Origin of the sequence: Planococcus sp. CP5-4_YE (genome assembly GCF_019042655.1) — a bacterium.
In the GTDB taxonomy this organism is placed as follows: Bacteria; Bacillota; Bacilli; order Bacillales_A; family Planococcaceae; genus Planococcus.
Genome location: NZ_JAHPZO010000002.1, coordinates 65602 through 90477, shown reverse-complemented (window position 1 = coordinate 90477; position 24876 = coordinate 65602). Strand labels below are relative to the sequence as shown.

Sequence of the window (24876 nt, the reverse complement as noted above, 5' to 3'; positions counted from 1 at the left end):
TGCGGAAAATTTCCGGAATGCCTGGTCGATGCGGCAGGAAAGAAGGTGTAGAGATGAAACGAATCTTTTATCCGATGGCGATGGCGACATTGCTTGGGTTTTTCGGCATACTTTATTATTATCAGCAAGAACCGGTCCGGGAATTGGATGAACGGGCGGCTTTGCTGTTCGGTGGGATGGAGTGGCTTAAGGCCATGTCGTTTATCGGGGAGCAATGGATGATCTTTGCTGTCAGCTTTCTGCTTCTCGTATTCCTTTGGGCGTTCCGTCACAACTACCGGGGCATGTTTTTCGTCTTTTTGGCGGTCGGTGCAGGGAACGCATTGAATCAATTGTTGCAGCAATGGTTCGGCCGCCCGATGCCGGACTTCCCCGAAGAAGTGGCGTCCTATAGTTTTCCGTCCGATCATGCGATGGTCGGCCTATTGTACTTGTTCACGCTGGCGTATTTTCTTAGCGAACGGGCCGGCGCGCGATCGATTCGCTTGGCGGTGTGGCTGGCCGCTGTATTGCTGACTTTTCTCGCGGCTTTATCACAAGTGGCAAGCGGCGCGCATTTTCTATCGGATGTGCTGGCAGGTCTGTTTCTTGGTTACACTTTATTCGTCCTAGTAGCCATCTGGTATGAAATGAGGGAGCGGCAATTCCGCAAGCGTCAGTATTTGCGTGCTGCCGAACAGGAAGGCATGGGGGAGCGTTAAACGAGGCAATTAAAAAAACGAACGGAGAGTTTGTCTCCGTTCGTTTTTCTATTGAGAAGCCCCAAATTCTTCTCTCGATCTCTCTTTGTTTTATACTTTGCCTGAAGCTGGCCGTTCTTCGCCTAATTGGTTCAGGCGGTCTGCGAAATTGTCCGCTCTGCCGGATGAACCGCGCAGCACGTCTTGCATCGAATAAGCTTGCGAGCCGTGTTCTGCGAAATCCAACCCGGCTTCTTCCTCTTCGGCTGTCACGCGCAGCGGCGTTACGATGCTTATCAATAGAAGGACGGCGCCGGTAGACAAGGAGGCCCAAGCGATGACGGCCAGTACGCCGACTGCTTGAATGCCGAGAATTTCAGCCCCTCCTCCGTAAAGCAATCCGCTGTTAACATCGAAAAATCCGATTGCAAGAGTTCCCCAAACCCCTGCGATTCCGTGTACCGATACAGCCCCTACCGGATCGTCCACGCGAATTTTCGTATCCAATAGATGGACGGCTTCCGTCATGATGATGCCGGCGATCAAGCCGATTGCGATCGCGCCGAGGAACGAGACGTTGGCAGCGCCGGCAGTGATGCCGACAAGCCCTGCGAGTGCACCGTTCATCGTCAATGTGCCGTCAATGCGGCCGTAGCGGAAGCGAGTGTAAAGGGCCGTAGCCAAAACACCGGCGGATGCCGCAAGCAAAGTGTTAGCGATGACGGGCGGGACGAGCGCAGGGTCTGCTGCGAGTGTGCTACCGCCGTTAAAGCCGAACCAGCCAAGCCATAGGATGAACACGCCGAGTGCTCCGAGCGGCAAGCTGTGCCCAGGGATCGTGTTGACGGTTTTTCCGGAATACTTCCCGAGGCGCGGCCCGATTTTCCAAGCCGCGATAAAGGCAGCGACGGCTCCAGTCAAGTGGACGACGGTGGAACCGGCGAAGTCGATAAAGCCGATTTCTGATAACCAGCCGCCTCCCCATACCCAGTGGCCGACAATCGGATAGATGATAGCAGTCATGGCAACGGTAAGTAAGATATAAGCGGTCAGATGCATACGCTCTGCGACAGCGCCTGAGATGATCGTAGCGCATGTTGCAGCGAAGACTGCCTGGAAGACGAAGAACCCAATATCTGTGACACCTGATAAAGCAAAGCCTTCCGTGCCGATCAAACCGAACGAGGACGGCCCGAACATTAATGCGTAGCCGACAATGAAATAAAGGATGGACCCTAGTGAAATAGTGATCATGTTTTTCATCAAAATATTAAGGGTATTTTTAGAGCGAGTGAATCCTGTTTCCACCATGGCGAATCCGGCGTGCATGAAAAAGACAAGCATGGCACCGAGCATCACCCACAGCATATCGACTGAACTTTGTACAGCTTCCATAATGATCTCCCCTTATCCAATCGCGACGGTGCCGCGTTCTTTTGTTCTGATCCGGATGGCTTCTTCTACAGGCAAGATGAAAATTTTCCCGTCTCCGACTTCGCCTGTAGAAGCATAGTCGAGCAAAGCTTGAATGATGTCCTCGACTTTTTCGTCCGAGACGACCATTTCTAATTTAAGCTTAGGAGAAAACTCCATTCGGTAGGCATTTCCGCGGAACAAGCCGACGCGCCCTTCCTGTTTGCCGATTCCCGCGATTTCGGTGACGGTCAGCCCATCGATTCCTTCAAGAGCCAATGCTTGACGGACATCAGCGAAAACAGAAGGGCGAATGATAGTCTCAATCTTTTTCATGCTTCTTCCTCCTCGTGTTAGGTTTTCTAACATGTATTTCGTGTTAGGTTTGTTAACATATTAATCAATATTTTCTGACAACGCAAGTTTTATTTTTATTTATGTTAGGTTTTATTACGTGAAAGCGATTTCAAATAGCGGTAATCAAGAGGAAATTATATTTTTGACCTATTTAAAGAAAAAGGTGATGAGAATGTATAGAATTTCACAAGAACTGGCTGAATTGGGGAAAAAGCGCATTGCGGATTTTCCGGTGGAAGGTTTTGTTTGGGGAAGCGGACCGCAATCACCGGCCTTGATGCTGGTTGGAGAAGCACCAGGCGAGAACGAAGTGGAGACAGGCATTCCGTTTACGGGGCGTGCCGGAAAGGAATTGATGGCTTCATTGGAAGGGATCGGCCTTGAGCGTGAAGATGTCTACATCACCAGCGCTGTCAGAAGCCGTCCGTATAAATGGGGAGAAAAACGCACCCGCAGCGGTGAAGTGGTGAAGCGTAAATACAACCGGGCCCCGAATAAAAAAGAAATCATCGCCCATGCCCCGATCCTCGATGAAGAAATTCGGGCAGTGAAGCCTCCATTGATCGTGACGCTCGGGAATATCGGACTGCAGCGGCTCGTCGGGCGTGAGGCGAAGATCATGCAGGTGCATGGAACCTTGATGGAAACACCGATCCTTTATTGGGACGAAGACAGCGGCACATTTTTGAAAACCGAAGAGAGCTATCATATTTTTCCGACGTTCCATCCAGCGAGTGTATTTTATAACCCGGCAGTCCGCCAATACAAAGATGCGGATTGGGAAAAACTTGGCCGTTTGCTGCGCAATGAAGTGCATGAATAATGGAAAATCTTTCTTTGTTAAAAAAAGTTGCACAAAGGAAACTTCTCGAGTAGAATAGCCTTATTCATTACTACTGGAAGGAAGTTGGCTTTATGGACAGTACGGTTTTATTCGCGCTTGGCTTGACACTGTTTGCGGGGCTTGCGACCGGGATCGGCAGTTTGATCGCATTTTTTGCTTCACGCACCAATACGAAGTTCTTGTCAGTGTCACTCGGTTTCTCGGCTGGGGTCATGATTTATGTCTCCATGATCGAAATTTTCTTTAAAGCGAAAGATTCGCTGACAGCTGCACAGGGGGAGACGGCGGGATACTGGCTAACACTCGCTGGCTTTTTTGGGGGCATGGTCTTTATGGCTGTGCTTGACCGAATTTTGCCGCAGATGGGGAACCCCCATGAAGTACGTACTGTAGAAGATATGGATGCTGGCCCGACCAATGATGAATACGCGCGCCTCCGCAAGCTGGGGATTTTCACGGCGCTGGCCATCGCAATCCATAATTTCCCGGAAGGCATCGCGACGTTTATGTCAGCGATCCAGGATCCTGCGCTCGGCATCGCGATTGCAATCGCGGTGGCGATCCACAACATCCCAGAAGGCATCGCGGTGTCGGTACCGATCTATTACGCGACAGGCAGCCGCAAGAAAGCCTTCCAATACAGTTTTCTCTCGGGGGTATCTGAACCGGTTGGCGCAATTGCCGCTTGGCTATTTTTGATGCCTTTCCTCAGTGATACTTTGTTTGGCATCATCTTCGCCAGCGTTGCTGGAATCATGGTGTTCATCTCGTTGGATGAATTATTGCCGGCGGCGAAGCGTTATGACGAAGCCCATTTATCGATTTATGGATTGGTTGCCGGAATGGCGGTCATGGCGCTCAGCCTCGTCCTTCTTGCGTAACTTGAAACCTCACGCCTCCTTGACCGTATAAATGGTCAAGGAGGCGTTTTCAATGGAAGCCAAAAAAATCGAAGAAACTTACGGGCAAGTCTCAAAAGCGCTCGGTTGGACGGTTGATAAGCAAGTGTCGCTTGCCGTTACGATGATTTATTTGAGCCGAGGACGTGAATTCGATGAGGATGCACATCGCGAAGTTTCTCAGCTCATCAAAAAGAAAGAAGGGTTCACTTCACCGCTGCGCGCACATCTCCATCACATTGTGACGGCATATCTGGTGTTGGATGAAAAACCGGCGGAAAATGGGTTGGCTGAGCTCAATGCCAATCAGCAAGCGCTGAATAACAATAAATTCTGGAAGAGTGCCTATACATATCTCGCGGCCTTGATGATGGACTCTCCTGGACAAGCGGAGCGGTCGAGGGAATTGTACAATGCGATGAAAACCTATCATCCATTCCTCACATCCAGTGAAGACATCCCATATGTCGCTTTGCTTTCGAATCGGGAAGGGGACGTCGGGGAGCGCGCGGAAACGATGAACCGCTATTATAAAGAACTGCGGACGCAAGGGTTTTCAGCCGGCAATCATCTGCAATGGCTGAGCCAGGTCATGACTTTCGATTCGCCGGCGTTTCAACCGGAAGTGGCGGGGCGTGTCGTGGCGATCCGTGATTTCCTGAAAGCGGAGAAAGTCAAAGTGCGCGGGGAGCATTATCCAATACTCGGTTTTTTAGCTGTCGCGAATGCGGATGGAAAGGCGCTGGCAGCTGTTGTGGAGACGGCCCGTGCACTGGAAGCGTCAAAATTATTCCGCTGGTACGGTGGATGGGTTCTTCCTTCCGCAGTTCAATTGGTGATGGCAGAATCGGTGGAGTTGCGTGAAAGCGAAGCCGCGGTATTTTCGGCTTCTGTGGAAATGCTCATGCAGGCGCAGCAGGCGGCGATGATGCTTGGCATGAGTACGGTGATCGCTTCTTCTAACAATTCCGGGAGCTGATCACGATCGGGAAGCTGCCCACTCATCCCTTGTCACTTCAAGTCTGTAACGGTATAGTTAGGGTGTAAAGAATAACAGACAAGTGTCAAGACAAGGGGAAAGAACATGACAACTGCTACAGAAAAAAACACAAACTCTATATCACAGCGGAAACTATTAGGCGTAGCGGGACTCGGCTGGCTTTTTGATGCCATGGACGTCGGGATTCTGGCTTTTATCATTGCTGCGCTTCATGAAGACTGGGGACTGACTTCCCAGCAAATGGGATGGATCGGCGGCGTCAATTCCATCGGCATGGCGGTCGGTGCATTTGTTTTCGGAATTTATGCCGACCGTATTGGCCGCAAGAAAATCTTTATCATCACCCTGTTGCTATTCTCGCTGGCCAGCGGTATCTCAGCCTTCACCACAACGCTTGCCGCTTTCTTGATCCTGCGTTTCTTCGTCGGTATGGGGCTTGGGGGAGAATTGCCAGTCGCTTCGACTTTGGTATCGGAAAGCGTCCCGGCAAAAGATCGTGGGCGAGTGGTGGTCCTGTTGGAGAGTTTCTGGGCTGCCGGTTGGTTATTGGCTGCCATCATTTCTTACTTCATCATTCCCGCGTATGGTTGGCGAGTCGCTCTTTTGTTGACGGCGTTGCCTGCATTTTATGCTTTGTACCTGCGCCTCAATTTGCCGGATTCGCCACAATTTACAGCGAAAAAAGATGTGCTGCGTTCTGTTTCCACCAATATTCGTGACGTGTGGTCAAAAACGTATCGGCGTCCAACGATGATGCTGTGGATTGTCTGGTTTACAGTGGTCTTTTCGTATTACGGGATGTTTCTATGGTTGCCGAGTGTCATGGTGATGAAAGGATTCCCGCTTATCCAAAGCTTCCAATATGTATTAATCATGACGTTGGCGCAATTGCCGGGTTATTTTTCCGCTGCCTGGCTGATCGAACGCGTGGGCAGGAAGTTCGTGCTGGTGACTTATTTGGTCGGGACGGCTGCTTCCGCGCTGGCTTTCGGGAATGCAGACACCATCACGGCATTATTGGTATCGGGTGCGTTCCTGTCGTTCTTCAACCTCGGAGCTTGGGGAGCTCTCTATGCGTACTCTCCTGAGCAGTATCCGACAGTCATCCGTGCGACGGGCACAGGAATGGCAGCGTCATTCGGCCGAATCGGCGGCATCCTCGGACCGATTCTTGTGGGTTCGATGCTGACGGCGGGCTTCGGTATCAATGTCATTTTTGCGATTTTCTGCGTTTCGATTCTGATCGGCGCCTCGGCGGTCGCCTTCCTCGGGACTGAAACGAAACAAATGGAATTGGAATGATGAAGCGCGGGCCGAATGAGGTCCGCGTTTTTTGTTTCTCTAAAGTGAAAAAAGGGAATGAGCCAAAAATAGCTAATAAGTAATGGAGAAATGAAATTAATGGAAACGAGTGTGGAGATATGGAGTGGAAATGGTACAAGGAGATTGGCGAATATGTAGAAAAAGCACGGCCGCTGCTTGAGAAAAGGGAAGACCTATACAGTTTGTTTCTCGGTGTGCTTGGCCAAATTGAACAAGGGCGTTATGAAACATTCTTTTTAGGGCTCGCGGAAGACGCGCAAGGAATTGCGGCATTAGCCTTGATGACGCCTCCCCACCCGTTGCAATTGATTGTCTTGCGGGAAAGCGTGAATGTGGAAGTGCTGGCAGCGAATGAATTCCGCGATGCGAAAATTGAGATTTCCGGAGTGATCGGGGATAAAAGGACTGCTGAAAGATTTACAGAAGCATGGGGCGGCTTTGCAGAAATTGCAATGGATCAAGGCTTGTACCGGATCGACGCAGTGCAGAAGAAATTGCCGAAAAGCCCTGGCACCTGGCGAGTGGCGAACCGGCTTGATGCCGCGTTGCTCGCCGATTGGTATCAACTATTCGGTGAAGACACGGGTACCGGCAATCCTTCGCAAGAGGAGGCGGAAGAAAAAATAGCCGATTTCATTTCGCGCAAAGAGGTATTTCTCTGGGAAGATGGCGGACGTGTAGTATCCTGCATGAAAAAAGCACGCCCATCCAAGCATGGCGTCACCGTTTCATTCGTCTTTACGCCCAAAGAGTTGCGAAAAAAAGGCTACGCGCGGACACTAGTTGCAGAAATTACAGAAGAGCTGCTGAATGAGTATGATTTTGCTATGCTTTATACAGACTTGGCGAATGGCACTTCCAATAAAATTTACCAGGAAATCGGCTATGAACAAATCGCCAATCCGGTACACTTGAAATTTGGACAGCCGGAACGGGAGTAAAGCCCTGTGTATAAGGGTATAGAAAAACGACCAATTGAAAGGGGGCGAAGTGAATGATCCGCTTTGACAAGGTCACGAAACGATATCCGGATGGTACGGAAGCATTGAAAGACGTTACAGTCGATTTGCCTGCCCGCCAGCTGACCGCCATTATTGGCCCCAGTGGATGCGGGAAAACAACCTTAATGAAAATGGTGAACAAGCTGGAAAATCCGACGGCGGGCGCCATATACATAGACGATGAACCGATCACCGGCATGGACGAGGTGAAGTTAAGGCGGTCGATTGGCTATGTCATCCAGCGCATCGGCTTATTTCCACATATGACCATCGCCGACAATGTCTCGTTGGTTCCGAAGCTGTTGAATTGGCCAGCCGATAAAACCGACGCACGCTCAAAAGAACTGCTGCAATTAGTGGGATTGGATCCTGCTGTCTTCATGGATCGCTACCCACTGGAATTGAGCGGCGGCCAGCAGCAACGGGTCGGCGTTGTCCGCGCACTCGCGGGTGATCCGAACATCGTGCTGATGGATGAGCCGTTTTCAGCGCTCGACCCGATCAGCCGTGAACAATTGCAGGACGAGCTGCGCCATTTACAGCAAGAAATCCATAAAACGATCATTTTCGTCACCCATGATATGGATGAGGCCTTGAAAATCGCCGATACGATTATTGTGATGAAAGATGGGCAAGTCGAACAGGTCGGGACGCCGCAGCAATTGATCGATGAACCTGCCAATGAATTTGTGCGGAATTTTATCGGCACTGAGCGCATCAACCAAAAACGTTCATTTGGAGACCGGCGTCTGAAAGAATTCGCGTTTTTCTTCGATGAGGACTGGGCAGGGGAAGCGGAGCGGGCAGATGCCAAATTGTCTGTCAGTGACGCGTATCAGCTATTGGAGCAAAGCGGCAAACCGCGTCTTGCTGTAGTTGATGAAGGAACACTAGTCGGCTTTGCCGGAGAGCGTGAATTGTTGAAAGCTGCCCTCCATGTTGAAAAGGAGGCGACTGCATGAATGCATTTTTCGATACACTGGTAAGCCGCCAGGACATGATTCAAGATGCCTTTATCGAACATATCTATTTATCCTTTGTCGCTGTAGCCATCGGCATCGCAATTGCTTTGCCTACGGGTGTTATGATTGCCCGCTATCGGCGCTTTGCCGAACCGATCATCGGAATCACCGCTATCTTTCAGACGATACCAAGTTTAGCGTTATTTGGGTTTTTGGTGCCGGTTCTTGGCATCGGTTCTCCGACTGCTTTAATTGCACTGATCATCTATGCGTTATTGCCGATTTTGCGCAATACTTACGCCGGTATTGTCGGAGTCGATGGATCCACGATTGAAGCAGGGCGTGGAATGGGCATGACGAGAACGCAGATCCTGCGTCAAATTGAATTGCCATTAGCGCTACCATTCATCATGGCCGGCATCCGCACCGCGACGGTACTGACGGTGGGCATTGCAACGCTCGCGACTTTTGTCGGAGCGGGCGGGCTTGGCGATATTATCTATCGTGGGCTGCAATCGTATAATAATTCACTGGTACTCGCGGGTGCACTGCCGGTTGCTTTGTTGGCGATTGGGTTTGATTTGATTTTAAAATGGATCGAAAAACGCGCTACACCAAAAGGGTTGAAAACTTAAGCTCTATGCCTACAGTATGAAGTGAAGCCGTAATATGAATGAGAAACTGGGCTCTAAACGGGCCGAAAAGGGGGAAACATCAATGAAAAAAACAGCATTTGGTTTATTGCTCGGGACATCTGCGATCCTCGCTGCCTGCAGCGGCGGCGCAGAGTCGGAACCGATCGTCATCGGGGGCAAACCTTGGACAGAACAATATATCCTGCCGCATATTGTCGGGCAGTATATCGAAGCGAACTCGGACTATAGCGTAGAGTACGAAGAAGGGCTCGGGGAAGTGTCAATCTTGACGCCGGCACTCGAGCAGGGCGATATCGACTTATACGTCGAATATACTGGAACGGGCTTGAAAGACGTCTTGAAGCGCGAGTCGACGCCTGGACAATCTTCTGAGGAAGTGTTGGAAGAAGTGCGAGCGGGCTATGAAGAAGAGCTGGACGCTACATGGCTCGAACCACTCGGATTTGAAAATGGCTACACCTTGGCGTACGCCAAAGATTACGACGCAGAAACCTATTCCGACCTTGCGGAAATTTCGCAATCGGAAGATATGACTTTCGGGGCGCCACACCCATTCTATGAGCGCCAAGGAGACGGTTATGATGATATGGTCGCGACCTACCCGTTCGAGTTTTCAGCGACTGAAAGCTTTGACCCGGCCATTATGTATGAAGCGGTCCAAAATGGAGATGTCGACGTCATCCCAGCCTTCACCACCGACAGCCGCATTGACTTGTTCGACTTAGAGACGACAGAAGACGATCAATCGTTCTTCCCGAAATACGATGCTGTACCGGTCGTTCGGATGGAAACGCTCGAAGAATATCCGGAACTTGAGGGCTTGTTGAATGAGCTCGCCGGGCAAATCACGGAAGAAGAGATGCTCGCGATGAATTCGCGTGTGGATGTGGATCAGGAAATCCCGAATGAAGTAGCTCGTGAATTCCTGGTTGAAAAAGGCTTGATTGAAGAATGATGGAAACCTCTGCAGCAACATGCTGCAGAGGTTTTTTTAGTTGTGCTGAAGTTCCGTTCGTGGTTTTCCGTGTAGTAATCCGTAAGTGATTCTTGTACAATAAATAAAGATGAGTGAATAGTCATTCAATTCTGTTTAATAAAATAAAAGCGATTTCAAAATAGGAGTGATTATGAATGAAAGAAGTAGTCATCGTTGAGGGTGTCCGGTCGCCAGTCGGCAGGCGCAAAGGGCAATTCCAGGAGATGCGACCGGATGAACTAGCAGCTGTCGTGCTGGAAGAATTGGTGAACCGTGCGGGCGTTGAAAAAGGTATGGTGGAAGACATCATTCTCGGCTGTGTCTCGCAATCGGGTGAACAAGGCGGCAACATCGCTAGAACGGCAGCATTGATTGCCGGGTTCCCGGATTTTGTGCCGGGTGTCACCATCGACCGCCAATGCGGATCGAGCCAGCAAGCCGTCCATTTCGGGGCGCAGGCGATTTTGTCCGGCGATATGGATATCGTCATCGCGGGTGGCGTTGAGAGCATGACGCGCGTGCCGATGTTTTCCAATATGCAAGGAGCACAGCCGAGTAAAAAACTGACCGATCAATACGAAATCATCAACCAAGGCTTGTCTGCAGAACGCATAGTTGAAAAATGGGGATTTAGCCGCCAACAATTGGACGCTTATGCAGTCAAAAGCCACGAACGTGCACAAAATGCGATCGATGCAGGCCTTTATGATAAGGAAATCATCTCCATGGATGTAGCGGATGAACAAGGCGGTTTCCAAAAAGTCGCGACGGACGAAGGGCCAAGGCCTGGAACGACCGATGAAGTGCTCGCGGGTTTAAAGCCTGCATTCGACGAACAAGGTGTCATCACAGCAGGCAACGCCAGCCAAATGAGCGACGGGGCTTCCGCTGTTTTATTGATGTCAAAAGAAAAAGCGCAGGAACTTGGCTTGAAGCCGAAAGCGCGCATTATTGCACGTGTGGTTGTCGGATCTGACCCGACTTTGATGCTGACGGGGCCGATTGCCGCGACGAAAAAAGTGTTGGAGAAAGCCGGGCTGTCAATCGAAGATATGGACCGCTACGAAGTGAATGAGGCATTTGCGCCTGTTCCGCTCGCGTGGCTTGCGGATATCGGAGGAGATCCGGATAAGCTCAATGTCAACGGCGGCGCGATTGCACTCGGACACCCTTTAGGTGCGACCGGTACGAAATTATTGGTGTCGCTTGTGCATGAACTGGAACGCTCTGACAGTCGCTACGGCTTGCTGGCGATTTGCGAAGGCATGGGAATGGCCAATGCAACGATCATTGAACGAATCAATTAACTAGATAAAGACACAGCCAAAGGGGAGAATGAAATGGATTTTTCTAAAGTGAAAGCCATCGTCACGGGCGGTGCATCGGGTCTTGGTGAAGCGACAGTACGCCATATCGCTGAAAACGGCGGGCGGGCGATCATCTTCGATTTGAACGAAGCGCGTGCGCAACAAGTGATGGCTGATTTCAGTGAAGGGCAAGTCAGTTATTTCGGGACTGATGTAACAAACGCACTACACGTGGAAGAAAATGTGAAATTGGCGGTCGATCAGCTTGGCCATGTCAACCTCCTGGTCAATTGCGCAGGCATCGGCACACCCGGAAAAGTCGTGTCGAAAGGGGAGCCGCTTGCACTCGAACGTTTCGAACAAGTCATCCAAGTCAATTTGATCGGCAGTTTCAACGTCTTGCGTGCTGTGGCGGCGGCTATGCAAAAGAACGTGCCGAATGAAAACGGCGAGCGCGGCGTCATCATTTCGACCGCATCCGTCGCGGCCTTTGAAGGGCAGATCGGGCAAGCAGCCTATAGCGCCTCAAAAGGCGGCATCGTCTCGATGACCTTGCCGATTGCGCGTGAATTTGCGCGTGACGGGATCCGCGTCATGGCAATTGCGCCGGGGCTCATGAAAACGCCGATGTTCGACGGCTTGCCGGAAGCTGCCATCGCTTCACTTTCTGCGACAGTACCGTTTCCGGCGCGTCTCGGACACCCTGCGGAATACGCAAAATTGGTCGAAAGCATTGTGGAAAACCCGCTCTTAAACGGCGAAGTGATTCGTTTGGATGGTGCGATTCGCATGCAGCCAAAATAAAACAAGAAAAGGGGTGTGGGAGAAATGGCTAGATACCGTTTTGAAGAACAAGAGCATACGATGTTCCGCAAATCCTTACGCAAGTTTTTGGAAAAAGAAGCGGTGCCGCATTACGAACAATGGGAAAAAGACCGCCTGATCCCGAAGCCGTTCTGGAGACAGCTCGGCGACATGGGCTTTTTATGCCCTCAAGTAGAAGAGCAATACGGCGGGCTTGGCCTCGATTTTCGCTACGGCGTCATTATCGGTGAAGAAATGGAGCGCGTCGGGGCGAGCTTGACGGGTGTCGGGCTGCATAATGACATTACTGTCCCTTATATTGAAGCCTATGGAACAGAACAGCAGAAACAGGATTGGCTGCCGGGCTGCATCAGCGGAGAGTATATTACCGCAATTGCGATGACCGAACCAGGCGCTGGGTCGGACCTCGCCAATATTTCGGCTACGGCTGTTAAAGACGGCGATCATTATATCGTCAACGGCCAAAAAACCTTTATTACCAACGGCATCAATTCGACGCATGTGCTGGTGGTCGTCAAGACCGACTTGAAAGCGGAACCGAAGCATAAAGGCATTTCGCTCTTGATGGTCGAAGAAGGGACGCCTGGGTTTACGAAAGGGCGCAAGCTCGATAAAGTCGGGCTTCATGCGCAGGATACGTCCGAACTGTATTTCGAGGATTGCAAAGTGCCGGCCGCCAACCTAGTCGGGGAAGAAAACAAAGGTTTCACATACTTGATGGAAAAACTCCAGCAGGAGCGGCTCGTCGTGGCGCTTGCCGCGCAGATTGCATCGGAAGATATGCTCGAGATGACGATTGACTATGTAAAATCCCGCAAAGCATTCGGCAAGCCGATCAGCGCATTTCAGAACACCCAGTTCAAACTGGTGGAGATGGCAACTGAAATCGAACTCGGCAAAGCGTTTCTGGAATCCTTAATTGAAGAGCATATGGCTGGAAAAGACGTGGTCTCGAAAGTATCGATGGCCAAATACTGGCTGACGGAAACAGCGAAGAAAATATCAGGTGAATGCATGCAATTACACGGAGGCTACGGGTATATGGAAGAATATAAAATCGCCCGGCGCTACCGAGACATTCCAGTCGCAGCAATTTATGCGGGTTCCAATGAAATCATGAAAACCATCATCGCTAAACGGATGGGTCTCTAGATAGAAAAAACTTGGCGGGCTCCTGTGTCCTAGACGAGGAGTAATGCATGCCCGAACGCGGCTTGCGCAAACCGGTTCAAGCGTCGTCAAAATCGATCCTTCCGCCGGTGATACGTCGAGGTGTAAAGAGAAGTTAGAGTTTGTCACTTGACAGAATATACAAAACCTTTTAGTATGAAAGACAACTTGTTGGTAGCGGCAAGTCTATTCGAGAGAAGAGTTAGCAGAGATGAGAACAGAAGAGTGAAAATCGAGGATTGAGACGAGTAGGCAGTGGCCTCTATTTAGAGAGTCAGCGGGTGGTGGAAGCTGATTAGAAGTGCTGTGCGAATGGACTTATGAGAGCCAGCCGGAAAGCGGAAGCGAGTATGGCGGACGTATCCCTGCGTTAAAGGGAAAGGCTTAAGAAGCCTGTTTGAGTGAGTGCAAAATGCATTAATGCGTGGTGGTACCGCGGTTAAAACCGTCCCCGCAACCGGAATAGACCCCGGTTGCGGGGATTTTTGCATTTAAAAACGAGACGAGGAGAGATTGAGATGAGCAGAGCAGAGAATATGAATGAACATACAATGAAACAGCGAGCATTGGAATTATTGGAAGGGCGCATGGACCGCCAGCAGATGAAAAATTTCTTGAATGAATTGCACGAAAAAGGCGAGACGGCTGATGAATTGGTCGGCATGGTCCTGGCGATGCGAGAGAAAGCAGTGAAGCTTCCGGAAATGGCAGGCGAGCTGGTGGATGTTTGCGGAACCGGCGGCGACAAATCCTTTAGCTTCAATATCAGCACATTAACGGCTTTCGTCTTGGCAGGCTGCGGCATGAGCGTCGCAAAGCACGGCAACCGAAGCGTCTCCAGCAAAACGGGCAGCTCTGATTTATTGGAAGAGATCGGGATTTCCACTCAATTGGCTGTAGAGGAACTGCCGGCACTCGTCGAACAGACAGGCATCGCCTTTTTGTTCGCGCCGGCGATCCATCCGGCACTCGGTGGCTTGCGCGAAGTGCGCAAGGAAATCGGCACGCCGACCATCTTCAACTTGGTCGGCCCGCTGGCGAATCCTTTGCCGATCGCCATCCAAATGAGCGGCGTCTACCGCCCGGACATGATGGAACCGATGGCCGATGCCTTGATGCGTCTCGGCAGAAAGCGCGGAGCCATCGTCCACGGGGCAGGCGGATTGGATGAATTGTCGCTTTCCGGAACCAACCAATTGATCGTTTTTGACGAAAACGGCAAGCGCAGCATGACAGTCCATCCTAACGAAGTCGGGCTTGAAACCGCGCCGATCGAGGCGATTCGCGGAGGCGATTCGAAGCGCAATGCTGAGATCTTCAAAGAAGTCATCGGCGGGACGCCGAGCGCTTATTTGGATACAGTAGTATTGAATGCGGGAACTGTGCTTTATGTGAGCGGCCGCGCCGCAAGTATTGCGGAAGGCGTGCATCAGGCAAGAAAATCAATCATTTCAGGCGAAACGGCGCATGTGTATGAATTACACCGCCTAGCATCGGGGGTGCTCGTATGACCATATTGGACAAAATCATGGAAACCAAACGGCAGGAAATCACTGCCTATGAAAATAGTTATCCTAAAACCGAGCAATATCCGGACAAACCAAAACTCATCGACAGCTTGCGAAAAAGCCGCGGAGTCATTTCGGAGATCAAACGCGCATCGCCCTCAAAAGGCGCCATCCGTATGGAAGTGGACGTCGTTGAACAGGCCCGCCAATACGAAGGGGCTGGTGCAGCCGCCATTTCCGTTTTGACGGATGAGCAGTATTTTAAAGGATCGATTGAAGACTTGAGAAAAGTGGCACGCGCGGTTTCGGTTCCGGTGTTGTGCAAGGATTTCATGGTCAGTGAAATCCAAATCGAACGGGCGAAAGCGGCTGGAGCGACGATCATCTTATTGATCGTCGCAGCGCTTAAAGACGAGGAGCTCGAACGGTTATTCCGCTATGCGGATTCGCTCGGCTTGGAAATTCTCGTGGAAGTGCATGATGCAGCAGAGTTGGAAAAAGCGGTCGCGTTCGGTGCGCAGCTGATTGGCGTCAACAACCGCAATTTAAAAACTTTTGAAGTTTCACTTGAACGTACGGCGGAATTGGCTGGTCAATTTCCATTCAGCAGCGGTTCGGTACTGATTAGTGAAAGTGGCATGAATGATACGGCGGATGCGCACCGGGCTTATGAACTCGGAGCACAAGGTGTGCTGGTCGGAGAGGCGTTGATGCGTTCGGAAGATCCGGCAAGCTGGATTCGCCAGGCAACAGGACAGGAGGCAGCGCAATGACACGTGTTAAAATCTGTGGATTGATGGAAGAGCAACACGTTAAAGCCGCATCGCAAGCGGATGCGATCGGATTTGTCTTTGCCCCAAGCAAACGGCGCGTATCGGTCGAACGGGCGCAAGAGTTATCGCGTCTCGCAAACAATGACATGCAACGGATCGGTGTCTTCGTCAACGCCTCATACGAAGAAATCGATGAAGCCGTTAAGACAGTGCCTTTGACGATGGTGCAATTGCACGGCGATGAACCGGACGAATTGATCCGGCGCATCGACGTGCCGGTCATTCAAGCCTTCTCGATCCGCTCACCGGACGATGTAGAGAAACTGAACAACTCGATTGCGGATTATATATTGGTCGATGCACCAGGCACCGACTACCGGGGAGGCAGCGGGCATGTGTTTGATTGGAGCCTCCTGGAAAATGTGAATTTGGATCATAGCCGCCTCATTTTAGCGGGTGGATTGAATAAAGACAACGTGCAAGCGGCCATCAGCCAAACCACTCCTTTCATGGTCGATGTATCGAGCGGCGTGGAAACGGCCGGCCGGAAAGATGAAGTGAAAATCCAGCAATTCATACTACAGGCAAAGGGTGATTCGATGGAGAGAACACAAGAAAAGACGATAGATCCAGTAGGTTTTTTCGGGCGCTACGGCGGACAGTTTGTACCGGAAACTTTGATGAAAGCCGTCAAAGAACTAGAAGCGGCTTATGAAGATGCAAAGAATGACGATGAGTTTCAAAAAGAATATCACCATTACTTGAAAGAATACGTCGGTCGTGAACAACCGCTGACGTTTGCGGCGCGCATGACAGAAGCGTGGGGCGGTCCGAAAATTTATTTGAAACGCGAGGATTTAAACCACACCGGCGCACATAAAGTAAACAATGCGATTGGCCAAGCCTTGCTTGCGCAGCGTATGGGTAAGCGCAAAATCGTGGCAGAAACTGGAGCTGGCCAGCATGGCGTGGCGACGGCTACCATCTGTGCGCTGTTCGATTTGGACTGTGTCGTCTTCATGGGTGAAGAAGACATCAAACGCCAGCAACTCAATGTGTTCCGTATGAAATTATTGGGTGCGCGGGTGGAAAGTGTCACAAAAGGAAGCGGCACGCTGAAAGATGCGGTGAATGAAGCGCTGCGCTACTGGGTCACCAATGTCGAAGATACGCATTACTTGATCGGCTCAGCTCTTGGGCCGCATCCATTCCCAACGATGGTGCGCGATTTCCAAAGCGTCATCGGCAAGGAAACAAAACGGCAGATCCTGGAAAAAGAAGGGCGTCTGCCAGATGCGATTGTGGCATGTGTCGGGGGCGGTTCCAACGCAATCGGCATGTTCCATCCGTTTGTCGAGGATGCATCGGTTCGCTTGATCGGCGCAGAAGCGGCTGGAGCAGGCGTGGATACGGATCGCCATGCGGCTACTTTGACTAAAGGATCAGAAGGCGTGCTGCACGGGGCGATGATGAAAATCTTGCAAGACGATGCAGGGCAAGTGCAGGAAGCGCATTCGATTTCTGCAGGACTCGATTACCCGGGCATCGGCCCGGAACACGCTCACCTTGCGGACAACGGACGTGTGACGTATGAAGCGATTACAGACGACGAAGCGCTTGCATCGGTCATTGAAATGTCACGCTTAGAAGGCATCATTCCGGCTTTGGAAACTGCCCATGCGATAGCGGAAGCGAAAAAACAAGCGCAGTCGATGACAGCGGATGAAGTGCTCGTCATTTGCGTATCCGGCAGAGGCGATAAGGATATGGCGACATACGCCGAAAAATTGGAGGGGCTGTCATGAAACGATTAGCAGAACTGAAACAAGCAGGACATAAAGCCTTTGTCGCTTACATCATGGCAGGCGATGGCGGAATTGAAAAACTCGGTGAGCAGATCCAGTATCTGCAAGAGCGCGGGGTGACGGCGATTGAAGTCGGCATTCCGTTTTCGGATCCGGTTGCTGATGGCCCGACGATCGAAGCGGCAGGAAACCGGGCGCTTGATAAAGGCATCACACTGGAGAAAGTACTCGATGAAATGCAGCGCTTCGATTTCGAAGTGAAAGTGCCGCTCGTCATCATGACGTATTTGAATCCGGTCATTCGCTTCGGAGCGGAGCGTTTTACCCAGGAAGCGAAAAAAGCGGGGGCATCGGGCGTCATCATTCCGGACTTGCCGTTCGAGCATCGCCAATTGATTGAACCGTTCGCGAAACAGCAGGAACTTGTGCTGATTCAGCTCGTCACCTTGACGACCATCGAGAGCCGTTTGGAAGAAATCCTGAAACAAGCGGAAGGCTTTGTCTATGCAGTTACGGTTACCGGCATTACGGGAACTCGTGATGATTTAGCTGAAGAAGTCGGCGCCTTCACGCGCAAAGTAAGGGAATTGAGCCCGGTTCCGGTTTATGCGGGGTTTGGCATCTCGAAAGAAAGCCACGTCAATATGCTGCGTGACGATGTCGACGGTTTTATTGTCGGCAGCGCAATTGTCCAAGCGTTCCATGAAGACCGTATTGAAGATCTCGAGCCTTTGATTGATGCAGTGACGATCCCTCATTCGGTATAATGCCGTCAGGAGGGATCATTATGTTCGAACCGTTGGATTTAAGTTTTTTTGAGGCACCGACACTTGATTTATCGCGCGACTTGTTAGGGAAAATCCTGGTCCACGAAGGGGCTGAGGGAATTGTTGCCGGCCGGATCGTTGAGACCGAAGCCTATATGGGGGCGGAAGATCGGGCTGCGCACAGTTTTGGCAACCGCCGTACGAAGCGGACAGAAGTGATGTTTGGCAGATCGGGCCTTGTATATACGTATCAAATGCATACCCATACGCTAGTGAATGTCGTCAGCGGGCCGGAAGATGAGCCGCGCGCCATCCTGATTCGTGCGGTCGAACCGATTGAAGGCACCGAATTCATGGCAGAGCGTAGAGGCCACCACATGCCGATGAAGCAGTGGACGAACGGGCCGGGTAAATTGACAAAAGCGATGGGCATCACGATGGATTATAATGGCCATCATTTCACGGACCGCCCGCTTTATATCGCTGAAGGCAATGCGGTGCATGCGGTGTCGACGGGGCCGCGCGTTGGTATCGGAAATTCACAGGAAGCGGTCCATTACCCGTACCGTTTCTGGGAATCGGAAAATCCGTTTGTCTCGAAATTCCGTCCGTAATCCGGATGTTTAAGCTTTCCAATTCGTGGAATACTGAGAGGGAGCACATAAACAGAAGGAGTGAAGGAAAGTGGCAAAAATTGCAACGTTAATTACAGATATGTTCGAAGATGTGGAGTATACAGAACCGGCAAAAGCGTTTAACGAAGCTGGCCATGAACTGATCAATATCGAAAAGGAAGCTGGCAAGAAAGTGACTGGCAAACAAGGTGAAGCCGTTGTCACAATCGATAAAGGCATCGATGATGTGAACCCGGATGAATTTGATGCGCTATTGTTACCAGGCGGTTTTTCACCAGACCAATTGCGCGGTGACGATCGTTTCGTGACATTCACAAAAGCATTTATGGATTCGAAGAAACCAGTCTTCGCAATCTGCCACGGGCCGCAGCTATTGATCACGGCGAAAGCTTTGGAAGGCCGCAAAGCGACAGGCTTTAAGTCGATTCAAGTCGACATGGAGTATGCTGGCGCAACGGTTGTGGACGAAGAAGTGGCTGTATGCCAAGACCAATTGGTAACAAGCCGCCAGCCGGATGATATCCCGGCATTCAACCGCGAGTCACTGAAATTGCTTGAAAACAAATAAAGAATTATCCAAACCGCTCCCTTTAACGGGGGCGGTTTTTTCTCGTTAAAATTATTAGGAAATCGAAATGCCCTCTTGTATACATAAGTAATTGCTTATATAATAAACCCATTGCCAAAAAGAGGTGACTGAAATGGACTATAAACAAATGGAACAGAGCTTGAAAGCGGTAAGCGACGAGACCCGCATGCTGATTTTGAAATACTTATCGAAAGAGGCATTGTGCATCTGCGAATTCACGGAGCTGCTCGATATGTCGCAGCCGGCCATCAGCCAGCATATGCGCAAGTTGAAGCAGGCCGGGTGGGTCTGTGAAGAAAAGCGGGGCCGCTGGACGATCTGGTCGCTTAATGAAAAACATGGGCTTTTCGGGGTGCTGACAACGCTTCTTACGATGTTGCCGGAACCTGAACGAACGGTGGCGTCATTAGTCGCTGAAGGCAAGAAAGTGGATTGTAGTTAAGGAGTTGTAGATGGAATGGATGTTTGGTTAGCGATTATTATTTTTCTGGTGACATTGCTTTTCGTTATTTGGCAGCCGCGCGGATTGTCGATCGGTTGGTCGGCTATTGCAGGGGCAGTTGTCGCGTTGATATTCGGCGTCGTGGATTTCGGCGATGTTTGGGATGTAACGGGGATTGTGTGGAATGCGACATTGACATTTGTCGCCTTGATTATCATTTCCTTGATTTTGGATGAAATCGGCTTTTTCGAATGGGCTGCATTACATATGGCGCGCTTTGCCAAAGGCAGCGGCTTGCGCATGTTTTTCCTTGTGACATTGCTCGGTGCTGTGGTGGCTGCATTATTTGCCAATGACGGCGCGGCGCTAATTCTGACGCCGATTGTTCTGGCGATGGTAAGGGCGTTAAAATTCCGCGATACGATGATTTTGCCGTTTATCATGGCATCCGGCTTTATTGCTGATACGGCCTCCTTGCCGTTTGTCATCAGCAACTTGGTCAATATCGTGTCTGCTGATTTCTTTGGCATCGGCTTTACGGAATACGCATTGCATATGGTGGTTCCGAACTTATTCAGCATACTGGCAAGCATGCTTGTGCTGTACTTATTTTTTAAAAAAGACATCCCGGGCCGCTTTGATCCCGGCGTGTTGAAAAAACCCGAAACTGCGATTAAAGATATCCGCATTTTCCGCCTGTCTTGGGTGGTTCTTGGGATCTTGCTGGTCGGTTACTTCATGAGCGAATCGCTGGAAATTCCGGTCTCCTTGATTGCTGGCTCAATCGCGATCATTTTCCTGGCGATTGCGCGCAACAGCAAGCATGTTGAAACGATGACGGTTCTAAAAGGCGCACCATGGGCAATTGTCTTCTTCTCGATCGGCATGTACGTTGTTGTCTACGGATTACGCAATGTAGGCCTAACCTCGGTGCTCGCTCAGGCGATTGAGTGGACAGCGGGGCATGGTTTGTACGCGGCGACGATCGGCATGGGCTTTATCGCGGCGATCCTATCATCCGGCATGAACAATATGCCGACCGTCATGATCAATGCCTTGGCTATAGCGGAGACGGGCACAAACGGTGTCATGCGCGATGCCTTGATTTATGCCAATGTCATCGGATCCGACCTCGGCCCGAAAATCACGCCGATTGGTTCACTCGCGACACTTTTATGGCTTCATGTTTTGAAGACGAAAGGGGTCGAAATCAGCTGGGGTTATTACTTCAAGGTCGGCATCATCCTCACTGTCCCGACTTTGTTCATTACCTTGACTGGCCTGTATTTGTGGTTAACGATACTGAATTAATTAACGCAACGAAAATGCCCACCATTCAAAAGTGAATGGTGGGCATTTTTGATTTTGGCTTAGTCCAAAAACTTAGCTAAGTAGATTTCATCGTGTTCTTTTCCGTCGATGATGAGCGAGCGGTGGCGAGTACCTTCTGCTTTGAACCCGGCTTTTTCATAGAGCTTGCGGGCGCGCTCGTTGGCTTCGAGGACCGTCAATTCCAGGCGGGAGATGCCTTTTTGCTTGGCCCAGTCTTCCGCTTTTTCGAGGAGCGATTTGGCGATGCCTTTGCCTTGTGCTTCCTTGAGAAGGCCTAGGACCAATGCTGCTCGGTGTTGTGCCCGCTGCGCTTCATTGCCGATGACCATCAAATAGCCAACGTGCTGGCCATTCAAAATGGCGATGATAATAGCGGAATGGCCACTTTGCTTCCACTCGATGATTTGCTTGCGGACACGCTGCGTGGAAAGCGAGCGCTCGTCCTTTCCATAAAGCATGAAGTCGGATTCCGCCTCCACGGCTTTTTGGAGCAAAGCCAGCGACCGGGCATCTCCGTGTTCAGCAGTGCGGATCAACAAAATATCTTTGTCTTCGTCCTCTTTATTGGCTGCTGTGTTCTTGGCATCTGCTTTTTCGAAGACGACATAACGGTCGGGTTCGACTTCCGCAACGCGGTAGCCGGAATCCATCCAGGCATGGAAATGTTTTGCGGGGGGCTTCGACTTTTTCCACCAGCTTTTGTTCAAGTAAGCGGCGTTGGGCAAGTTCTGGCCCATGATCTGCTCGATTTCCGAAAAGGTCAAACGGATATTGGAATTCGTCGCGGATTGAAAATAATGGGACAGGGGAATGTATTTCTTTTCCAATAATATAGTCACTGGCACCTCTTCCTTCCAAAAAAATAGGATTAGTTAGTAATATAATACCATTCAAGCGTGCTAAAGTACACACTAAACTTTAAAAATACTGATAATTCTAAAATTATCTCTACATTTAGTTAGTGGAACGCTGTGTAATACTAGGTTTTCAGTCGCAGATTTTTTATGGAGAAGAAATTTGTGATAGAATAATCTCAGAAACTACACAAGCCAGGAGGCCATTATTTATGTCAAACGTTTTTGTATTAGGTCATAAAAATCCGGACACCGATTCGATCTGTTCGGCGATCGCTTATGCCCATTTGAAAAAAGAGCTCGGAATGGATGCTGAAGCCATTCGCCTCGGTGAATCGAACAATGAGACGCTTTTTGCGCTTGATCGTTTTAAAGCCGCGAATCCCCGTTTAGTGAAACGCGCTTCGGACGAAGTGAAGCAAGTCATCCTTGTTGATCATAACGAGCGCCAGCAGAGTATCGATGATATCGATGAAGTCCAAGTGATCGAAGTAATAGACCACCACCGAATCGCCAATTTCGAAACAACCGATCCGCTCTATTTCCGCGCAGAGCCTGTCGGATGCACAGCGACGATTTTATTGAAGCTCTATAAAGAGCATGGTGTCGAAGTGCCGGCTGATATTGCCGGGTTGATGCTATCGGCCATCATTTCGGATTCATTGCTGTTCAAATCCCCGACCTGCACTGATCAGGACATTCAAGCAGCGCAGGAACTGGCAGAGATCGCCGGCGTCGATTCGCAAGAGTACGGCCTTGCCTTGTTGAAAGCTGGCGCCGATTTAAGCAATAAAACACTGGAAGATTTGATTTCACTCGATTCCAAGGAATTTGATGCGGGCGACCATCGTTTTGAAGTGGCACAAGTCAACGCTATCGATGTTTCGGAAGTGCTGGAGCGCCAGGCGGAATTGGAAGTGCTCATCAGCAATACAGTCACCGCCAAAGATCTGGACCTTTTCGTCTTCGCTGTCACAGACATCCTGAACAATAACTCAGAAGCGATTGTCCTTGGACGCCGCGCAGACATCATCGAATCTGCCTTCGAGTCAAGCGTCGTCAACAACCGCGTGATCCTGCCGGGCGTCGTCTCAAGAAAAAAACAAATTGTTCCGGTCATTACCGAAGCTTTAAGCTGATTCCCTATGGGGAGTCAGTTTTTTTGTGCTGGGAATTATTTTCAAGCAAAAAAATTGTGGCGTATCTATGTCATTGCTATAGTAAGTGGCGAGGTGAGTAGTTATGAAAATTGAAGTTTGGTCAGATTACGTTTGCCCATTCTGTTATATAGGAAAACGCACATTGGAACAAGCACTCGTACGCTCAGGCTATGAGAGCCAAGCGGAGATCACATTTAAAGCATACGAATTGGATCCACAAGCGCCAGTGGACTCCAACAGGTTCGCCTATGAACACTTAGCGGAAAAGATGGGGCAAAGCCTCGAACGAGCAAAGGAAATGACAGTGGGCGTTGCACAGCAGGCTAAAGCATTCGACCTGCATTATGATGTGGATAACATGCCTCACGCTAATACATTTACTGCACATCGACTCGTCAAATGGGCTGCCACGCAAGGTGGAGAACATCAACTGACCGAGCTATTGATGCACCACTACTTCGAAAAAGCGAATAATATCAGCAACGTGGAGACATTACTGACGATTGCTGAAAAAGCCGGTCTTAATCGACAACAGGCAGCGGAAGTTCTTAATTCGAATCAATTCCAGGGCGAAGTCGAACAAGACATCCAAGAAGCTGGACAGATCGGTGTACAAGGCGTCCCGTTTTTCGTCGTTAACCGAAAGTATGCGATTTCCGGCGCACAGCCGCTTGAAGCGTTCATTGAGGCATTGGAACAAATCGGTGAAGAAGAAGGTTTGCGTCCGGCATTGAAGCCGATCGGAAAAGCGAAAACAAGCTTTTGCACAGGAGATTCCTGCGACGGCGAATGACTTGAGCAAGCAAATTGACTTTGTATCTCGAATTACTTATAATTAAAAAGTCTCGAATTAAAGAATAATATTAATAGTATAAGGGAGTTTTACAAGTGGAAAACATTTTAGTCGTAAAAGCCAATAACCGTCCGGCTTCTGAGGGCGTTTCAAGTAAAATGCACGAAGTATTCATGGATAACTTAAAGACAGATGCGGAAGTCAACACGTTTGACGTATTTGCAGAAGATATGCCGTATTTCGGCCAGGATTTCTTCGATGCCATGCAGAAGTCCGCACAGGCTGAAGAATTGACTGACCTGGAGCAGCGCATCTTGACTGCAGCCAACAAGGCGATGGACGCATTCATGGACGCTGATGTAGTCGTTTTCGCATTCCCATTGTGGAATAAAACAATTCCTGCCGCATTGCAAACATTCATCGACTATGTCTACCGTGCAGGCATGACCTTCAAGTACACGGAAGAAGGCCCGGTTGGCTTGGTCCCAGAGAAGAAAGTCATCATCTTGAACGCACGTGGCGGCGTCTACTCGACACCGGAAATGGCGCCTAGCGAAATGAGCGTCAACTACATCCGCGCCATCATGAACTTCTTCGGCATCACAGATATCGAAGAAGTCATTATCGAAGGCCACAATATGTACCCTGACCGCGCTGAGCAAATCATTGCAGACGGCATGGAACACGTGAAAGAAACAGCTAACACACTTTCTAAAGTAAACGCATAATGGTTGAAAAAGACGGAAATGCTTCGGCGTTTCCGTCTTTTTTTGTTTAAAATTGCCGGGACCAAGCTTTTCCAATC

At 50.1% G+C, this 24876-nt stretch carries 26 protein-coding genes and 1 other annotated feature; of the genes, 23 read left to right on the top strand and 3 right to left on the bottom strand.

What is annotated here, in order from left to right; all coding sequences use genetic code 11:
* The first annotated feature begins 53 nt into the window (after positions 1 to 53).
* The gene (locus tag KTG14_RS02865) at positions 54 to 701 is read left to right on the top strand and encodes a phosphatase PAP2 family protein (RefSeq protein WP_216969255.1); all 648 of its coding nucleotides are present in this window, start codon (positions 54 to 56) and stop codon (positions 699 to 701) included.
* A gap of 90 nt (positions 702 to 791) precedes the next feature.
* Here KTG14_RS02865 and KTG14_RS02860 read toward each other — a convergent pair whose 3' ends face one another.
* Positions 792 to 2075 carry an ammonium transporter gene (locus KTG14_RS02860; protein ID WP_216969253.1) on the bottom strand — a complete coding sequence of 428 codons (1284 nt, stop codon included), beginning with the start codon at positions 2073 to 2075 and terminating at the stop codon, positions 792 to 794.
* 12 nt (positions 2076 to 2087) lie between these two features.
* Positions 2088 to 2429, bottom strand: coding sequence for a P-II family nitrogen regulator (locus tag KTG14_RS02855; protein WP_101189453.1), 342 nt, complete (start codon positions 2427 to 2429; stop codon positions 2088 to 2090).
* 193 nt (positions 2430 to 2622) lie between these two features.
* On the opposite strand from KTG14_RS02855, the gene KTG14_RS02850 reads away from it, so the two are divergent.
* The 19 genes from KTG14_RS02850 (at position 2623) to KTG14_RS02760 (ending at position 21243) form a co-directional block, all read left to right on the top strand.
* Entirely contained in the window at positions 2623 to 3273 is a 651-nt protein-coding gene (locus tag KTG14_RS02850; RefSeq protein WP_216969251.1) for a uracil-DNA glycosylase, read from the top strand.
* A gap of 92 nt (positions 3274 to 3365) precedes the next feature.
* Positions 3366 to 4175 carry a zinc transporter ZupT gene (gene zupT / locus KTG14_RS02845; protein ID WP_216969250.1) on the top strand — a complete coding sequence of 270 codons (810 nt, stop codon included), beginning with the start codon at positions 3366 to 3368 and terminating at the stop codon, positions 4173 to 4175.
* Between the two features lie 52 nt (positions 4176 to 4227).
* Positions 4228 to 5172, top strand: coding sequence for a DUF4003 family protein (locus KTG14_RS02840; RefSeq protein ID WP_216969248.1), 945 nt, complete (start codon positions 4228 to 4230; stop codon positions 5170 to 5172).
* A 105-nt stretch (positions 5173 to 5277) separates the two neighbouring features.
* A complete protein-coding gene (locus KTG14_RS02835) occupies positions 5278 to 6495 on the top strand; it encodes an MFS transporter (protein ID WP_216969245.1) in 1218 nt (405 codons plus the stop codon).
* Between the two features lie 119 nt (positions 6496 to 6614).
* Positions 6615 to 7457 carry a GNAT family N-acetyltransferase gene (locus tag KTG14_RS02830; protein ID WP_216969243.1) on the top strand — a complete coding sequence of 281 codons (843 nt, stop codon included), beginning with the start codon at positions 6615 to 6617 and terminating at the stop codon, positions 7455 to 7457.
* Positions 7458 to 7510: 53 nt separating this feature from the next.
* Entirely contained in the window at positions 7511 to 8479 is a 969-nt protein-coding gene (locus tag KTG14_RS02825) for an ABC transporter ATP-binding protein (protein WP_216969241.1), read from the top strand.
* Positions 8476 to 9114, top strand: coding sequence for an ABC transporter permease (locus tag KTG14_RS02820; RefSeq protein ID WP_216969239.1), 639 nt, complete (start codon positions 8476 to 8478; stop codon positions 9112 to 9114). The genes KTG14_RS02825 and KTG14_RS02820 overlap by 4 nt, the downstream gene beginning before the upstream one ends.
* 82 nt (positions 9115 to 9196) lie before the next feature.
* Entirely contained in the window at positions 9197 to 10090 is an 894-nt protein-coding gene (locus tag KTG14_RS02815) for a glycine betaine ABC transporter substrate-binding protein (protein ID WP_216969237.1), read from the top strand.
* 176 nt (positions 10091 to 10266) lie between these two features.
* Entirely contained in the window at positions 10267 to 11418 is a 1152-nt protein-coding gene (locus KTG14_RS02810) for a thiolase family protein (RefSeq protein WP_216969235.1), read from the top strand.
* Between the two features lie 33 nt (positions 11419 to 11451).
* A complete protein-coding gene (locus KTG14_RS02805) occupies positions 11452 to 12222 on the top strand; it encodes an SDR family NAD(P)-dependent oxidoreductase (RefSeq protein ID WP_216969233.1) in 771 nt (256 codons plus the stop codon).
* A gap of 24 nt (positions 12223 to 12246) precedes the next feature.
* Entirely contained in the window at positions 12247 to 13395 is a 1149-nt protein-coding gene (locus KTG14_RS02800; RefSeq protein WP_216969231.1) for an acyl-CoA dehydrogenase family protein, read from the top strand.
* Positions 13396 to 13639: 244 nt separating this feature from the next.
* Positions 13640 to 13869 (top strand) — a binding site (T-box leader).
* A gap of 62 nt (positions 13870 to 13931) precedes the next feature.
* Complete coding sequence (trpD, locus tag KTG14_RS02795) at positions 13932 to 14924, top strand: anthranilate phosphoribosyltransferase (RefSeq protein WP_216969229.1); 993 nt, start codon at positions 13932 to 13934, stop codon at positions 14922 to 14924.
* A complete protein-coding gene (gene trpC, locus KTG14_RS02790; RefSeq protein WP_216969227.1) occupies positions 14921 to 15694 on the top strand; it encodes an indole-3-glycerol phosphate synthase TrpC in 774 nt (257 codons plus the stop codon). Before trpD ends, trpC begins: the two co-directional genes overlap by 4 nt.
* Positions 15691 to 17499 (top strand): tryptophan synthase subunit beta, encoded by a 1809-nt coding sequence (gene trpB, locus KTG14_RS02785; RefSeq protein ID WP_216969225.1) that lies wholly within the window; start codon positions 15691 to 15693, stop codon positions 17497 to 17499. The genes trpC and trpB overlap by 4 nt, the downstream gene beginning before the upstream one ends.
* On the top strand, positions 17496 to 18266 hold the full coding sequence (gene trpA / locus KTG14_RS02780; protein WP_216969223.1) for a tryptophan synthase subunit alpha: 771 nt from the start codon (positions 17496 to 17498) through the stop codon (positions 18264 to 18266). The genes trpB and trpA overlap by 4 nt, the downstream gene beginning before the upstream one ends.
* A gap of 20 nt (positions 18267 to 18286) precedes the next feature.
* Positions 18287 to 18880, top strand: coding sequence for a DNA-3-methyladenine glycosylase (locus KTG14_RS02775; RefSeq protein WP_216969221.1), 594 nt, complete (start codon positions 18287 to 18289; stop codon positions 18878 to 18880).
* A gap of 70 nt (positions 18881 to 18950) precedes the next feature.
* Complete coding sequence (locus KTG14_RS02770; RefSeq protein WP_216969219.1) at positions 18951 to 19469, top strand: type 1 glutamine amidotransferase domain-containing protein; 519 nt, start codon at positions 18951 to 18953, stop codon at positions 19467 to 19469.
* 133 nt (positions 19470 to 19602) lie between these two features.
* The gene (locus tag KTG14_RS02765) at positions 19603 to 19932 is read left to right on the top strand and encodes an ArsR/SmtB family transcription factor (protein WP_216969211.1); all 330 of its coding nucleotides are present in this window, start codon (positions 19603 to 19605) and stop codon (positions 19930 to 19932) included.
* A gap of 15 nt (positions 19933 to 19947) precedes the next feature.
* Positions 19948 to 21243 (top strand): arsenic transporter, encoded by a 1296-nt coding sequence (locus KTG14_RS02760; protein WP_216969209.1) that lies wholly within the window; start codon positions 19948 to 19950, stop codon positions 21241 to 21243.
* A 59-nt stretch (positions 21244 to 21302) separates the two neighbouring features.
* Here KTG14_RS02760 and KTG14_RS02755 read toward each other — a convergent pair whose 3' ends face one another.
* Positions 21303 to 22103, bottom strand: a complete 801-nt coding sequence (locus tag KTG14_RS02755) for a GNAT family N-acetyltransferase (protein ID WP_216969207.1) — start codon at positions 22101 to 22103, stop codon at positions 21303 to 21305.
* A 227-nt stretch (positions 22104 to 22330) separates the two neighbouring features.
* Here KTG14_RS02755 and KTG14_RS02750 point away from each other — a divergent pair, with 227 nt between their 5' ends.
* The 3 genes from KTG14_RS02750 (at position 22331) to KTG14_RS02740 (ending at position 24799) form a co-directional block, all read left to right on the top strand.
* Positions 22331 to 23257 (top strand): manganese-dependent inorganic pyrophosphatase, encoded by a 927-nt coding sequence (locus KTG14_RS02750; RefSeq protein WP_216969205.1) that lies wholly within the window; start codon positions 22331 to 22333, stop codon positions 23255 to 23257.
* A 103-nt stretch (positions 23258 to 23360) separates the two neighbouring features.
* A complete protein-coding gene (locus KTG14_RS02745; RefSeq protein ID WP_216969204.1) occupies positions 23361 to 24071 on the top strand; it encodes a DsbA family oxidoreductase in 711 nt (236 codons plus the stop codon).
* A gap of 95 nt (positions 24072 to 24166) precedes the next feature.
* Positions 24167 to 24799 carry an FMN-dependent NADH-azoreductase gene (locus KTG14_RS02740; protein ID WP_216969202.1) on the top strand — a complete coding sequence of 211 codons (633 nt, stop codon included), beginning with the start codon at positions 24167 to 24169 and terminating at the stop codon, positions 24797 to 24799.
* Positions 24800 to 24876 lie beyond the last annotated feature (77 nt).

Bases quoted from the DNA above. Each gene is read 5' to 3' on its own strand.
- KTG14_RS02865 (WP_216969255.1), top strand. From the start codon at position 54: ATGAAACGAATCTTTTATCCGATGGCGATGGCGACATTGCTTGGGTTT.
- KTG14_RS02860 (WP_216969253.1), bottom strand. From the start codon at position 2,075: ATGGAAGCTGTACAAAGTTCAGTCGATATGCTGTGGGTGATGCTCGGT.
- KTG14_RS02855 (WP_101189453.1), bottom strand. From the start codon at position 2,429: ATGAAAAAGATTGAGACTATCATTCGCCCTTCTGTTTTCGCTGATGTC.
- KTG14_RS02850 (WP_216969251.1), top strand. From the start codon at position 2,623: ATGTATAGAATTTCACAAGAACTGGCTGAATTGGGGAAAAAGCGCATT.
- zupT (WP_216969250.1), top strand. From the start codon at position 3,366: ATGGACAGTACGGTTTTATTCGCGCTTGGCTTGACACTGTTTGCGGGG.
- KTG14_RS02840 (WP_216969248.1), top strand. From the start codon at position 4,228: ATGGAAGCCAAAAAAATCGAAGAAACTTACGGGCAAGTCTCAAAAGCG.
- KTG14_RS02835 (WP_216969245.1), top strand. From the start codon at position 5,278: ATGACAACTGCTACAGAAAAAAACACAAACTCTATATCACAGCGGAAA.
- KTG14_RS02830 (WP_216969243.1), top strand. From the start codon at position 6,615: ATGGAGTGGAAATGGTACAAGGAGATTGGCGAATATGTAGAAAAAGCA.
- KTG14_RS02825 (WP_216969241.1), top strand. From the start codon at position 7,511: ATGATCCGCTTTGACAAGGTCACGAAACGATATCCGGATGGTACGGAA.
- KTG14_RS02820 (WP_216969239.1), top strand. From the start codon at position 8,476: ATGAATGCATTTTTCGATACACTGGTAAGCCGCCAGGACATGATTCAA.
- KTG14_RS02815 (WP_216969237.1), top strand. From the start codon at position 9,197: ATGAAAAAAACAGCATTTGGTTTATTGCTCGGGACATCTGCGATCCTC.
- KTG14_RS02810 (WP_216969235.1), top strand. From the start codon at position 10,267: ATGAAAGAAGTAGTCATCGTTGAGGGTGTCCGGTCGCCAGTCGGCAGG.
- KTG14_RS02805 (WP_216969233.1), top strand. From the start codon at position 11,452: ATGGATTTTTCTAAAGTGAAAGCCATCGTCACGGGCGGTGCATCGGGT.
- KTG14_RS02800 (WP_216969231.1), top strand. From the start codon at position 12,247: ATGGCTAGATACCGTTTTGAAGAACAAGAGCATACGATGTTCCGCAAA.
- trpD (WP_216969229.1), top strand. From the start codon at position 13,932: ATGAGCAGAGCAGAGAATATGAATGAACATACAATGAAACAGCGAGCA.
- trpC (WP_216969227.1), top strand. From the start codon at position 14,921: ATGACCATATTGGACAAAATCATGGAAACCAAACGGCAGGAAATCACT.
- trpB (WP_216969225.1), top strand. From the start codon at position 15,691: ATGACACGTGTTAAAATCTGTGGATTGATGGAAGAGCAACACGTTAAA.
- trpA (WP_216969223.1), top strand. From the start codon at position 17,496: ATGAAACGATTAGCAGAACTGAAACAAGCAGGACATAAAGCCTTTGTC.
- KTG14_RS02775 (WP_216969221.1), top strand. From the start codon at position 18,287: ATGTTCGAACCGTTGGATTTAAGTTTTTTTGAGGCACCGACACTTGAT.
- KTG14_RS02765 (WP_216969211.1), top strand. From the start codon at position 19,603: ATGGACTATAAACAAATGGAACAGAGCTTGAAAGCGGTAAGCGACGAG.
- KTG14_RS02760 (WP_216969209.1), top strand. From the start codon at position 19,948: ATGGATGTTTGGTTAGCGATTATTATTTTTCTGGTGACATTGCTTTTC.
- KTG14_RS02750 (WP_216969205.1), top strand. From the start codon at position 22,331: ATGTCAAACGTTTTTGTATTAGGTCATAAAAATCCGGACACCGATTCG.
- KTG14_RS02745 (WP_216969204.1), top strand. From the start codon at position 23,361: ATGAAAATTGAAGTTTGGTCAGATTACGTTTGCCCATTCTGTTATATA.